This window comes from Aphanizomenon sp. CS-733/32 (genome assembly GCF_028330045.1).
Lineage (GTDB): Bacteria > Cyanobacteriota > Cyanobacteriia > Cyanobacteriales > Nostocaceae > Dolichospermum > Dolichospermum gracile.
In genome coordinates, this window is the sequence record NZ_JAQMSE010000200.1 from 123,881 (window position 1) to 137,455 (window position 13,575).

Genomic DNA, 13,575 nt, shown 5'->3' on the forward strand with positions numbered 1-13,575 from the left:
TTCCACAAACCAATCTACAAATCAAGGTTTTTTCAATTTGTCTAATTCCACCAATCTCCAATTCCTATGAGTGATAATATTAATCCTGCGGATTTTCCTGAATCAGATGTAGCAAATAACGGCGAGTCACTAACCTTACAACGGGGTGGTGAAGAGTTAACGCTAGAGAAAACGCTGTATCGTTTCACTATCCGTCCTAATGCCAATTTTCCCCATGAAAAATTAACACAGATCCCTGGTAGCGTATGGCGGCGGAGCATTCCTCAAGCAAAGCTAGAACTATATACGGTTTTTCCTAATCAGCTAGATGCAGTCATGTCTCAACTCCGTGCTGATGAAAATGTAGATTTTGTGAGTCATGTTTATACACTAGAAAATAATCCGGGAACTTTTGTTTATCTCAGTGACCAAATTACCATTCAATTTGCTACTTGGGTAGATAATACTAAAATTAATACTATTACCAGTACATTGAATTTAGTTCAAGATCAACCAGTAGTTGGCATCCCAAATACCTTCGTCTTTCTTGTTAGTAAACAAGCCACGCAAAATCCCGTTAAAATTACCAATTATTTACAAACACTGCCAGAAATTTTAGCGGCTGAACCAAATATTATCATTCAACAAGAACCCCATTATAAACCCAAAGATTCTCTTTATTCCCAGCAATGGTATCTCAATCATAATAGTGGTAATCAATTGGTAGCTGGTTCGCATATCTCCGTAGAACAAGCTTGGGATACTACTCGTGGTGTGCGTTCTATAGTGGTGGCTGTAGTAGATGATTCCTTTGATTTAAAACATCCAGATTTTCAAGGTACAGGTAAAATTATTGCTCCTAGAGATCTAAAAGAAAATGATTTTTTACCCTTACCTGGAGAAAAAGAAACTAGTCATGGGACTGCTTGTGCAGGATTAGCTGTAGCTGAAGAAAATGGTTCAGGAATTGTGGGAGTTGCTCCTGGCTGTGCAATGATGCCCATTCGCACTACTGGTTTTTTAGATGATCAATCAATTGAGGATATTTTTGATTGGGCGGTAGAAAAAGGCGCGAGTGTAATTTCTTGTAGTTGGGGAGCTTCTGCTGTTTATTTCCCCCTTTCTATTCGGCAAAAAGCGGCTATTAACCGGGCTGCTACCAATGGACGCAAGGGAAAAGGATGTGTGATTGTTTTTGCAGCAGGAAATGCTAATCGTCCGATTAATGGGACCGTAAATGAACAGAATTGGCCGAAAAATATTGTCCAAGGGAAGACAAATTGGTTGAGCGGTTTTGCTGTTCATCCTGATGTAATTACTGTATCTGCATCTACTAGTTTGAATAAAAAGGCTGCTTATAGTAATTGGGGAGGTAATGTTTCTGTTTGCGCTCCTAGTAATAATGCTCCCCCAGGAATGTGGTTTCAAGAAACTGGTTTTGTGTATACACAACCGGCAATTGTTTCTTCTCTATTTGGATTGGGAGTATTTACAACAGATCAAATAGGTGCGGCTGGTTATGATGCTGGAAATTTTACTAAAAACTTTGGTGGTACTTCTAGTGCTACTCCGATAGTGGCAGGAGTAGCGGCTTTGGTATTATCAGCTAATCCCGATTTAACGGCTCAACAAGTTAAACGGATTCTGCAAGATACGGCTGATAAAATTGTGGATAATAACCCTGATCTTCAGTTGGGTGTGCGTGGGGGTACTTATGATAGTAATGGTCATAGTCAATGGTTTGGTTATGGCAAAGTCAATGCAGCTAAGGCTGTGAGACTAGCACAGCAAATGAGTTTAGTTGCCAAAATTACTAATAAACAAATACAGGTAAAAAATACTCAAGTTGTGAATATTCCTGATGATAACAAACAGGGAATTAAAAGTGCGATCGCTATTAATGAATCTGTCAATGTCACAGATATCCAAGTTACCGTGAATATCACCCATGATTTTTTAGGAGATTTAGAAGTTTATTTAATTGCTCCTAATAATCAGCGAATTTTACTACAAAGTCGCACATTAGGTCGTCGTAATCAATTACAAAATACTTACACAGTGCGATCGCATCCTGCCCTTAAACAATTACTTTCCCTCCCCGCACAAGGCAACTGGCAATTACAAGTTATTGACTACGCTGCCCTAGATGTCGGCAAACTTAATAACTGGGAATTGGTAATTGGAGTAGGTAATAAATAATTCGTAATTGGAATCGCTAACTGGTATATTAATTCCCATTTTAGTGAAGTACAAGCAATAATAATTAAACGCAGATGGATGCTGACAAACGCAGATAGTTTTGTACTTCATTAGACTAGGAAATGCTATAATTGGTAATTGGTAATTGGTAATTGGTAATTGGAATAATTGTTATTTTCTCTTGTCTTTTTCTCTTGGTTATTATTAATTATTTCTTCTGTTGGTAAACAATCTTCCCAATTCAATTCTAACTCTCTGCATATCCTTTTCAAGGAGTCAATTGAAATTGGTTGACCCTGAAAAAATTTGGTAACTGTTGTTCTAGATAAATGATGTTTAGCAAAATTGGATTTTGATTCAAATCCTAGTCTAATTAAAGCCAGTTCGGCCTTCTTTATACATTGACAAGAGGCTGTCACGGTAATTCTTTTCTTTTTTTGACCATTATTAGGGCTTCTCATCACCTAAAAACATATTATTACTGACTGTATTTATTCTCTCATAAAAAGTCTCTCATCATGTATCAACAAATCTTATATGCCTCTAAATCCCTTTGAAAGAAGCATATTGAGTAATTAACAAGTGTCTAATATTACAATCAAAAACTTTCTCAACAACCTCCAAGTTAATCATAAAACAGTCACAAGACAATCATTACTTAGACAGGAGTTGAGATTTTTAGATTTAGAGTGGGATAAGTAGATCTATCTAAAAATACTTTATGTTAAGAATTTTTTCAACTCATAGGCTGTTCGGATTTCTACTGATTGGTTTAATGATTACCTCCTGTGGTGGAGGTACATCAAGTAATACCCCCAGTACAGGTACATCTAGCGGTACATCTAGCGGTACATCTACAGGTACATCTAGCGGAGGGGGCGGAAATACTACCCCTCAAACTTTGACTGTTAGTGTTCCCTCACTGGGAACAAGTTATACAGTTACTAAAACTACAACTTCCGGAGAGATCAATGCAGCAGCTACGCAGGGAGCAGGGGAATGTGTAAACAGATTTGGTATCAGTCAAGCAAATACTACCTGTCAAGCTGAAGTACGAGCAGCAGCTAGTCAAGCACTTGCTTTTATCAGGAGTTAAAGTCGTAGGTTGGGTGTTGTAGGTTGGGTAGAGCGACAGCGAAACCCAACATTTCCAAAAATAACTTCAACCAAGTTTACGAAAAACAAAAATAAGATTAATAAGCGCACCACAAAATTTTTATCACTAATATCTGTATATCAAAATATCGTCAACTGCTGCAACTACATAACCAGCAAAATGATAAATGAAAAAAATAAATATTTTTCCTCACATATCGTTACTAGAGCGCTATTTAATCTCAGAAATTACCCCGATTTTACTATTTACCATCGTTATTGTTACTGTTGTTGCGGAATCAATTGGTATATCATTCGAGCAATTTAGTTTTCTCCTGACGGAACAAATATCTTTCGGCACTTTAATATATTTACACATTCTTAAAGTACCTGAGTTTATTGTTTTGGCTGTACCAATTGCTATTTTAATGACCACAATATTCGTTTATAATAAATTATCAATTACCAGTGAAATTATTGCTTTACAAAGTTGTGGAATAAGTTTGTATAAATTAATCTGTCCAGCGATTCATATAAGTCTTATTCTTTCATTAATCCTATTTATTGTTAATGAGAGTATTGTCCCTATCTCTAACTATAAAGCTGCTATTACCTTAGAAGAAGTGATGAATATAAATAGATGGGATCTTAAAAGTCATCACATTGTTTATAAAGAATTAGCCAACAGAAATTCTGAACAAATATCTGATCAAGATAATTATCTTAAATACTTCTTTTACTCAGAGAGATTTAGTGATGGAAAAATGCAAGAAGTTACCTTATTAATTAGAGATAATTGGGGTTTGAAGGTAATTATAAAATCTAAATTTGCTGAATGGAATGAAGGAAACAAATATTGGTTTTTTTATAATGGTGTCAAGAGCGTAATTAATCCAGATGGTTCCTATGGTCAGGGAATTAAATTTGATGAAATTCGCCTTAATCTTTCTAGTATATCTCGGCAATTTCAACTAGATAGGGAAAAATTAGATCATAGAGAAATGAATATATTTCAAATTTATCAACGATTGTTAGTTGCAAAAAAAGCAGGAGATATCCCGAATCTAATCAAATTACAAGTTAATCTTCAAAAAAGATTTACCCTACCTATTTCCTGCGCTGTATTGGCTTTTTTGGGTACAGCTATAGGAATTAATTTGCAACCAAGGATTAAATATAATAGTTTTACAGTTACTTTAGTAATTCTGGGGTTAATGAAAATATTTGAGGCGGTTATTAATGCTTTAATTATTTCAGGAAATATCTACAGTTGTGTAATATGGCTACCAAATATTTTGGCTACAGGTTTTAGCTTTTACATATTAACTGAAAAAAATTCCTGAAATCGGATTATATTTGTTAAATACCTGTAAGTAATGGGAACTAGGGGAGGAATTTTCCTGATTGTAACTTATGAATGGGCGCAAGCCCAGCGCCCCTACCTGATTTTAATTATGAATTTTTGCAAAAATGCGATCGCTAATTTCTACTTCTTGATGACTTAATTGTTTTAATTTATGGGTTAAATCCGCTGTCAGCCTTTTGGCTTCTAGTTTTAAATTTCCATTCATATAATCTGCGGCTTTGATAGGTTCACCAATATGAACATTCACATCAGCACCCCAATTAGGATAGGGTTCACTGTAGTGGATACCGACAGGGATAACCTTAATATCTAATCCTGGATAGGTAGATTCAGCATTCACAGCTAAACGAGCGATTCCCGGCTTGAGGGGATGAAGTTGACCATCACGATGAATACCACCTTCGGGATAAATAACCAACATTTCCCCCTGCTGCATTAACTCTACCGTATGCCGGAGAGTTGCGATCGCTGGACGTTCAATATTCACAGGAAAACCACCCATTCGCAGCACAAACCAACCTTGCAACCCTTGACATTCATTACTCGTTACCATAAATCGCATATCTCTACCCGTCACACAACGACCAGTAGCGTAGGGCAAAACCAGGGAATCCCAACGGGAACGATGGGTAGGTGCAAGAATCACAGGTCCACTTTTAGGAACATTTTCTCTTCCCGTCACCTGAATACGCCCAAAGAAAGATGGCAAAACCATGTAGTGTCCCAGAAGATAAGCAACACGGATTAACCAAGGCGAAACCCTTGAGGTACTCGGAAGCGCCGATGTATTTACAGGCGTATTTCTAGTTTGAGAATGGCGGTTAGTAGAAGCAAGGTATGATTTGATCATGACGGTGGCTGATTTTTTGGTGAATAAAAGATGACACAAACTTGATTATGTCCACCGTATATTTTCTTGGGTAACTTGTGTTTTCCCATTTGGACAGTTTTATCTGTGTCTGTTATTTTCTTTGACGTTGGGTAGCAAACCAATTTTGTAATTGTTCTCGACAGTCTGATTCTAGAATACCCCCCACCACTTTCACTCGGTGATTAGAGGCTGGGTGATCAGGGATGTTAATAACAGTACGAATAGCACCAGTTTTGGTATCGTCCACACCATAGACCAATTTTCCTAATCGCGCCTGAACTATCGCACCGGCACACATCGGACAGGGTTCTAGAGTGACATATAAAGTACATTGATGCAAGCGCCAACTTTGTAAAACTTGACTAGCAGCCCGAATCGCCATAATTTCTGCGTGTGCAGTCGGATCTTGATCTCGCTCTTTGCGATTTTCACCCACAGCAACCAATTGATTATTCATATCAACAATCACAGCCCCCACAGGAACTTCACCAGCATCACCCGCCACCCGTGCCAATTCTAGAGCGTGATTCATCCACTTTCGATATTGTAAATATTCTGGGTGTTCAAGCATGAATTGTCAGTTGTCAGTTGTCAGTTGTCAGTTGTCATTAATTCTCTCTCTTGTCTGTAACCTGTAACCTGTAACCTGTAACCTGTCACCTGTCACCTGTCACCTGTCACCTGTCACCTGAAATAACAGAGGGTCAAGTTGAGCTTTTGCATCTAATTGATACAGGTCATCACAACCGCCAATATGTTGATTATTAATAAAAATTTGGGGGACGCTACGGCGACCGTCGGCGCGTTCTGTCATACTTGCTCTAGCTGTTTCGTCACCGTCAATTTTGTATTCGGTGAAATTAACACCTTTCCATGATAGTAGCATTTTAGCGCGAATGCAGTAGGGGCAAGTTTGCCAAGTATAAATTTCAACATTTGCTTTGATTCGCTCTGGGTGGCGACCGAGGAGAGAGTTGAGAAAATTTAGCATATTCTTAATTAAGAGGTTTTTTGTTATTAAATCTCATCTACAGAAATCCAGTTTAATAGCTGGAGCGCCGTTAGTGGTACTCCTAAGAAGATATATTTGCCACGAGTATCAATAAATGTTTCAATTGTATGGAAACATCCAAAGAAGATTCTTGGAAAAAAACAATGATGAAATTTAGTAAATTATCTGCAATTTTACAGGGAATAGGGATGCCTTTAGCGATCGCCCCTTTAATCTTAATTCTGAGTGCCTGTAATGATCAACCACAAAATAATCCCAATACACAAAATCCCCTCACCACCCCCCAAGGACAAGTTACTCGCGTTCTCTGGAATCGCATTAAAAGTCGTGGACAGCTTATTTGTGGAGTTAGCGGGGAACTACCAGGATTTAGTTTTGTCGGCACTGACGGCAAATATAGCGGCATTGACGTTGATATTTGTCGGGCGGTTGCAGCAGCAGTATTTGATAATCCAGATGCGGTAGAATATCGCAATCTCAGCGCGAAAGAACGATTTACCGCTTTACAATCTGGAGAGGTAGATATTCTCAGTCGCAATACTAGCTGGACTTTTAGCCGTGCCACTTCCCAGGGTTTAGATTTTGCCCCTGTGGTATTTTACGATGGTCAAGCTGTCATGGTGCGTAAAAATAGCAATATTAAATCTATCAAAGACCTGAAAGACAAAGCCATTTGTGTGCAAACTGGAACTACCACCGAACAAAATTTAGCAGACCAAATGCGAAAACGGGGAATTACTTATAAACCCGTTGTTTTTGAAGACGTGAATATCACCTTTGCTACTTACGCAGAAGGACGTTGTGATGCTGTCACCACAGACCGTTCTGCGCTGGTTTCTCGACGGACAACCCTACCTAAACCAGACGATAATATCATTTTAGATGATGTTCTTTCTTCTGAACCTCTAGCGCCAGCAGTTGCTAAGGGTGACACTCAGTGGAGTGATATAGTCAAATGGACTGTTTATGCTTTAGTGAAAGCAGAAGAATTAGGAATTAATTCTCAAAATTTAGCAGGGTTTGCTAATAGTAAAGATCCCGATATTAAACGTTTTTTAGGAACAGAAGGGAATCTGGGTGAAGGAATTGGTTTAACAAAAGATTTTGCTGCCAAAATAATTAAGCACGTTGGTAACTATGGCGAAATTTATGATCGCAATTTGGGAGCAAAAACAAAACTAAATCTCCCCCGGGGACAAAATCAAATTTCCTCAAAAGGAGGATTACTCTATTCTCCACCTTTCCGCTAAGGAAGCATAAGAAAGTTATTACTATTAACAACTGACAACTAACTAATGACCAATTCAAAACCTCCTTTGTGGCGTGATTATCGCTTTTGGCAAAATGCTATCCAGCTAATTTTTGTATTTTTAGCAGTAGTTATAGTTGTTATATTCTGGGGAAATGTCAGACGAAATTTACAGCAATTAGGCATTCAATTTGGATTTAATTTTCTCAAGCAACAAGCATCTTTTGATATTGGGGAAACTCTCATTAACTACAAACCAACGGATGCTTATAATTATGCTTTATTAGTGGGATTAGTTAATTCTCTAAGAATAGCAATAATGGGAATTTTCCTCACCACAATTGTGGGAATTACTGCGGGAATTGCAAGATTATCAGATAATTGGTTAGTGAGGAAAATTAGTCTGGTTTATGTAGAGGTTTTTCGGAATACTCCATTATTATTGCAATTGCTATTTTGGTATTTTGCAGTTTTCTTGAGTTTTCCCAAAGCTGAAAATAAACTTTCCTTATTGGGTTTTGTTAACTTTAGCCAAAACGGGATTCAACTTCCTTGGTTTACCTTATCTCCAGAATTTTCTAGTTTATTATTGGGGTTAACTTTTTACACAGGTGCGTTTATTGCGGAAATTGTGCGGGGGGGGATTCAATCAGTCCCGAAAGGACAACTAGAAGCAGCCAAATCTCTGGGGTTAAACCCAGGTTTAGCAATGCGATTGGTGATTTTTCCCCAAGCTTTGCGGGTGATTATTCCCCCATTAACCAGTCAATATCTCAATTTAACCAAAAATTCCAGTTTAGCGATCGCTATCGGTTATCCTGATATTTATTTCGTAGCTTCTACCACTTTTAACCAAACTGGGAAAGCTGTAGAAGTAATGTTGTTAATTATGATCACCTATCTGACTTTGAGTTTGATAATTTCTTTCACTATGAATTTATTTAATCGTTCTGTGCAAATTAAGGAAAGATAAATCGTTAAATTATGAGTCCCATTTGCTAAAATTGTAATCATCAGAACATAAATTAATCACCATGTACTCCACCAATCTACACCAAGAACTCTTACAAGCGATCGCTAATCTTAGTGATCAACAAATCCCACTTGTCTTACAATTTATCTCATCATTGGAAACACCTGTTAACAATTATCCAACTTCGGCTAAAACAGTTTTAGAACGAATGGGTGGTTATCCACAATTCTTACTAGAAGGATCAGGAGATTTGTCAGATAGAGATGTACGTAAAAAAGCGATCGCTGACAGAATTCAAGCAAGACATCAAACAAGAACTCATGAATAATTATCCCCTGATTTTAATTGATACTGGAATTCTTGTGGCCTTCTATGATCGTAAAGACAAGTATCACCAACAAGTTGTTAGCTTTTTTAGCACTTGTACTAGTCAACTCATCACAACAATTGCCTGTGTTACAGAAGTGATGTGGTTACTTGCGCCAAATACAAAAGTGCAGAACGAATTCTTATGTGCTTTATCAATAAGAATTTTCTTATGCGAACATTTACTGCCATCAGACTATCAAAGAATCCAAGAACTTAACACAATTTATCAAGATTTACCCGCAGATTTTACCGATTTATCACTTATTGCCATTTCTGAAAGATTAAACATTTCTGCCATTGCCACTCTAGACAAAGACTTCAATATTTATCGTCGCTATCGAAAACAACCATTTAATCGCATATTTTTACCTTAATTTAGATTGACATTTCTATGATGATTAAACTAACTTGGTTAAGAAAAAATCTCTTTAATAATTGGTACAATAGTTTACTCACTGTTGTTTGTCTTATATTTCTATTTTGGTTAGTTCAAGGATTGACAATTTGGTTAATTACGAAAGCACAATGGCAAGTAATCCAAGTTAATTTACACTTATTTTTAGTAGGAAGATTTCCTCAAAGTTTATATTGGCGAATTTGGGTTGTATTAGGAATATCTACAACGTTAACCGCAATTACAGCGGGTGCATTTACCAAAACAGCCATATTTACAAAACGCAATTCTCTAATTTATGCTGTTATTGGGATTTTATTGTTTATTTTACCCACACCATTAACAAGCCGTTTATGGTTATTATTAATTACAGGTTTAATAGTTACAGGTTTGATAATTGGTCAAAAATTTACTCAAATCATTACACCTTGGCTTTCGCTAACTTGGCTATTATCTTGTCCCCTAATTATCTGGTTAATTGGTGGTGGTTTAGGATTACAACCTGTATCTACAAACCTATGGAATGGGTTATTACTTACCCTATTAATGGCAATAATTAGTATTGTCCTTTCCTTCCCCATAGGAGTTTTACTCGCATTAGGAAGAACCAGTAATTTACCTGTAGTTCGGTGGTTTTCTATTCTTTATATTGAAATCGTTAGAGGATTACCATTAATTGGGATTCTATTTTTAGCCCAAGTCATGTTACCCTTATTCTTACCAGCAGATTTACGTTTAGATAGATTACTCAGAGGTATTGTGGGACTAATATTATTTAGTGCAGCATACATGGCTGAAAACGTGCGCGGAGGACTACAAGCAATTCCCAGAGGACAAATAGAAGCCGGAAAAGCACTAGGATTAAATACACCTTTATTACTCATATTAGTCATATTACCCCAAGCCTTACGCGCAGTTATTCCCGCAATTGTTGGTCAATTTATTGGTTTATTTAAAGATACTTCTCTTTTATCATTAGTAGGATTAGTAGAGTTAACAGGAATGGCACGTTCTATCTTAGCACAACCGCAATTTTTAGGAAGATATGCAGAAGTATATTTATTTATCGGTTTGATTTATTGGCTATTTTGTTATTCAATGTCCTTAGCTGCTAAAAACTTAGAAAAACAATTAACATCGTAGGTTGGGTTGACGCAAGGAAACCCAACATTTTTAAAATCTTAAACTACACAAAAGGAATATATGACAGAATCAAACCCGATAATTATTGCTGAAGATGTTCACAAATGGTATGGTAAATTTCATGCCCTCCAAGGTGTCAGTTTAACCGTAGAACGGGGAGAAGTCGTTGTTTTAATGGGACCATCCGGTTCAGGAAAATCAACCTTTATTAGAACATTTAACGCCTTAGAAGAATATCAACAAGGAATTATTACCATTGACGGAATTATCCTCAGTCATGATTTAAGAAATATTGAAACAATTCGGCGAGAAGTGGGAATGGTATTTCAACAATTTAACTTATTTCCCCATTTAACAGTTTTACAAAATATCACCTTAGCACCAATATATGTCCGCAAAATATCCAAAGTTAAAGCAGAAGCATTAGCAATGCAATTATTAGAAAGAGTGGGAATTTTAGCACAAGCACAAAAATATCCCGGACAATTATCCGGTGGACAACAACAACGAGTAGCCATAGCACGTGCATTAGCAATGCAACCGAAAATTATGTTATTTGATGAACCGACATCAGCTTTAGATCCAGAAATGGTAAGAGAAGTTTTAGACGTAATGCGAAATCTGGCTAATGACGGAATGACAATGGTAGTTGTTACCCATGAAGTCGGATTTGCGCGAGAAGTTGCTGATAGAGTTGTATTAATGGATAGCGGTTTGTTAGTTGAATCTTCTACCCCCGACACCTTTTTTACTAATCCCAAAGAAGAAAGAACCAGGAAATTTTTATCACAAATTCTTTAGGGTGATTGAATTGACTTGATAGGGTGCATCAGACTTAGGGTTAAATATTCCTGTGGTATGCTAAAATGGAAAATATTGGTTTAGTGTGAAAAAACTTTCTGATCTCTAATAAGGAGTAAAAATCATGTTAAAAAGCATTGAAGGAATTTATGATCAAGGAGAAATTCGATTACGGGAAAAACCTGATGATATTCCTCATAAAACAAAGGTAATTGTTACTTTTTTAAATTCAGAACAATCACAATCTATTGTTTCATCTAGTCATATTTTAACCAATGAAGAGATTGAACAGATTTTAGAAAATTATCGTCAAGAAAATAAAACTCGTCCTCTTGGTTTGTGTAAGGGTGAATTTACAGTTCCAGACAATTTTAATGAACCTTTACCTGATGAGATTTTAGAATTATTTGCAGGATAATGAATATTATTTTAGATACTCATATTTTTCTCTGGTTAATTAGTAAAGATCCTCGTCTCAGTGAGGATAAATCTCAAGCTATTATTAATTCTAACAATCAGGTATTCTTGAGTGTAGTTTCTATTTGGGAATGTGTTATTAAATATCAAATAGGTAAACTAAGTTTTCCTGAATCACCAGAAATTTATCTTCCTCAAAAAAGAAGTGATCATTTAATTAAAATTTTGGATATTAAGGAGAATACTATTAAACAGTTGATTAAATTACCAATGATACATAAAGATCCTTTTGATCGTTTAATTATTTGTCAATCTTTAGAACATAGTTTAACTATTATGACTGAAGATGAGGCAATTTTAAATTACCCTAACCTCAGTTTTTATTCATCTAATATACCTTAAAGTTAGTAGCGTGGGTTTTAATTAATAGTGTTGGGTTTTATTCATTCAACCTAACCTACTGTTTACTAAGGTGATTTAATTCAGGACAAAGATCCCCGACTTCTTAATTTAATCTTTGGTAATTAATAATAATTTATCAGAGAAGTCGGGGATCTAAATGCAGGTTTAACGATGTCCAAATATTGGGAAGATTTGATAATGTTCTTTACCCATAGACATCGCTAGGTTAACCGTATATATGGTATTTAAAATTACATTCATAAAAATTGTTTACAGGATTTACAAGTATATTTGTACTATGATACAATAAATGTGATATTCTCAGTTTTTCAATAGGAGTAAATTGTATGTCAAATCATAGCGGAAGTTATATGTTAAATGAAGTGATTACAATTTTGAAACGTGAGCATTGTTTTGATCATTTGGATCAAGAAGAGAGGCAAAATCTGATTGAAGAAATTGTCAAACTAGCTCGTTATGAAGATGATTGTAATCCGGGGGAAATTTTAGAAGGACATACAGATTATTTTCAAATATGTTCTTGTTGTTTGGCGAAAACTAATGATCTGGAATCTGGTCTTTGTGTAAAATGTAGGTGATAGGTTATGGTCAAATAGGAACTTTATGTTTGCACAGCTAATATTAAGGAAATTATTCAGTATTTCCTCATAAATTACCCAGAAATAATACATAATAAAACATTATGATTTATTGTGACGATTTCACTTGTTCTAATAGTTGTTTAACTGATTGTCCAAGGTTGATATTAAATTCAGCAGCTTGACGTAATTCATCTATAGATTTTAAGTCTTTTCCTTTTTTCTCTAGTTCAGTAGCTATAATATTTAATCCTTCTGATTTCTCTTGAGGATTTTCGTTTTCTAAGATAAATTGACATAATTCAATAACTCTTTTCCTATCTTGAAGTCGAACTTCTTGATAAATATACTTTTTGCCATCAAAGTATCCTCCGGTCAATAATACAAGCTCATTAAGTGCTTGTATTATGGGTTCTTTTGCCTGTTGATTTGAATCTAGATTTTGTTTAGTAGAGTAAATTAATCTACAGAACCAAGCTGGTTTAGTGAATAGTACGTATCCGACATATCCAAGAAACCCAAATGAAACTAAGTTAGTCCAGATTTCTACTGTATTATGCTCTTGGCAAGCTCTTTTTTCAGAATAATCTCGTAGGAACTCACATCTATCAGTTGAAGAACAACCTGTAATACTAGAAAATACAATTAACGCCAATATAATTGTAATATTCTTTAGAGAAGTGAAATAATTGAGATTGTGTTTCAT

Annotated in this window: 16 protein-coding genes; 12 read left to right on the forward strand and 4 right to left on the reverse strand. The window is 35.8% G+C overall.

Annotated features, from left to right (window positions below):
- Nucleotides 1–66 precede the first annotated feature (66 nt).
- The 3 genes from PN471_RS16430 to PN471_RS16440 all read left to right on the forward strand — a co-directional run bounded on the left by PN471_RS16430 (nt 67) and on the right by PN471_RS16440 (nt 4,616).
- Nucleotides 67–2,178: a S8 family serine peptidase gene (locus PN471_RS16430; RefSeq protein ID WP_271777766.1), complete on the forward strand. Its 2,112-nt coding sequence runs from the start codon at nt 67–69 to the stop codon at nt 2,176–2,178.
- Nucleotides 2,179–2,899: 721 nt separating this feature from the next.
- Nucleotides 2,900–3,274, forward strand: coding sequence for a hypothetical protein (locus tag PN471_RS16435; protein WP_271777767.1), 375 nt, complete (start codon nt 2,900–2,902; stop codon nt 3,272–3,274).
- Nucleotides 3,275–3,461: 187 nt separating this feature from the next.
- A complete protein-coding gene (locus PN471_RS16440; RefSeq protein WP_271777768.1) occupies nt 3,462–4,616 on the forward strand; it encodes an LptF/LptG family permease in 1,155 nt (384 codons plus the stop codon).
- Between the two features lie 105 nt (nt 4,617–4,721).
- Here the strand turns inward: PN471_RS16440 and PN471_RS16445 are convergent, their stop codons facing one another.
- The 3 genes from PN471_RS16445 to grxC form a co-directional block, all read right to left on the reverse strand.
- Nucleotides 4,722–5,489, reverse strand: coding sequence for a lysophospholipid acyltransferase family protein (locus PN471_RS16445; protein WP_271777769.1), 768 nt, complete (start codon nt 5,487–5,489; stop codon nt 4,722–4,724).
- Between the two features lie 112 nt (nt 5,490–5,601).
- Nucleotides 5,602–6,042, reverse strand: a complete 441-nt coding sequence (gene tadA / locus PN471_RS16450; RefSeq protein ID WP_271777790.1) for a tRNA adenosine(34) deaminase TadA — start codon at nt 6,040–6,042, stop codon at nt 5,602–5,604.
- 138 nt (nt 6,043–6,180) lie between these two features.
- A complete protein-coding gene (gene grxC, locus PN471_RS16455; protein ID WP_271777770.1) occupies nt 6,181–6,501 on the reverse strand; it encodes a glutaredoxin 3 in 321 nt (106 codons plus the stop codon).
- A 164-nt stretch (nt 6,502–6,665) separates the two neighbouring features.
- On the opposite strand from grxC, the gene PN471_RS16460 reads away from it, so the two are divergent.
- From PN471_RS16460 to PN471_RS16500, 9 genes are all read left to right on the forward strand, one after another.
- A complete protein-coding gene (locus tag PN471_RS16460; protein ID WP_271777791.1) occupies nt 6,666–7,772 on the forward strand; it encodes an amino acid ABC transporter substrate-binding protein in 1,107 nt (368 codons plus the stop codon).
- Between the two features lie 45 nt (nt 7,773–7,817).
- Nucleotides 7,818–8,744 carry an amino acid ABC transporter permease gene (locus PN471_RS16465; RefSeq protein ID WP_271777771.1) on the forward strand — a complete coding sequence of 309 codons (927 nt, stop codon included), beginning with the start codon at nt 7,818–7,820 and terminating at the stop codon, nt 8,742–8,744.
- Nucleotides 8,745–8,805: 61 nt separating this feature from the next.
- Nucleotides 8,806–9,072, forward strand: coding sequence for a hypothetical protein (locus PN471_RS16470; protein ID WP_271777772.1), 267 nt, complete (start codon nt 8,806–8,808; stop codon nt 9,070–9,072).
- Complete coding sequence (locus PN471_RS16475) at nt 9,065–9,487, forward strand: type II toxin-antitoxin system VapC family toxin (protein WP_271777792.1); 423 nt, start codon at nt 9,065–9,067, stop codon at nt 9,485–9,487. Before PN471_RS16470 ends, PN471_RS16475 begins: the two co-directional genes overlap by 8 nt.
- A gap of 20 nt (nt 9,488–9,507) precedes the next feature.
- Nucleotides 9,508–10,650, forward strand: coding sequence for an amino acid ABC transporter permease (locus PN471_RS16480; protein WP_271777793.1), 1,143 nt, complete (start codon nt 9,508–9,510; stop codon nt 10,648–10,650).
- A 60-nt stretch (nt 10,651–10,710) separates the two neighbouring features.
- Entirely contained in the window at nt 10,711–11,451 is a 741-nt protein-coding gene (locus PN471_RS16485) for an amino acid ABC transporter ATP-binding protein (protein WP_271777773.1), read from the forward strand.
- Between the two features lie 124 nt (nt 11,452–11,575).
- Nucleotides 11,576–11,869, forward strand: coding sequence for a hypothetical protein (locus PN471_RS16490; protein WP_271777774.1), 294 nt, complete (start codon nt 11,576–11,578; stop codon nt 11,867–11,869).
- Nucleotides 11,869–12,270: a type II toxin-antitoxin system VapC family toxin gene (locus tag PN471_RS16495; protein ID WP_271777775.1), complete on the forward strand. Its 402-nt coding sequence runs from the start codon at nt 11,869–11,871 to the stop codon at nt 12,268–12,270. The genes PN471_RS16490 and PN471_RS16495 overlap by 1 nt, the downstream gene beginning before the upstream one ends.
- Nucleotides 12,271–12,617: 347 nt before the next feature.
- Entirely contained in the window at nt 12,618–12,869 is a 252-nt protein-coding gene (locus PN471_RS16500; protein WP_271777776.1) for a hypothetical protein, read from the forward strand.
- Nucleotides 12,870–12,978: 109 nt separating this feature from the next.
- Here PN471_RS16500 and PN471_RS16505 read toward each other — a convergent pair whose 3' ends face one another.
- A complete protein-coding gene (locus PN471_RS16505) occupies nt 12,979–13,575 on the reverse strand; it encodes a hypothetical protein (RefSeq protein WP_271777777.1) in 597 nt (198 codons plus the stop codon).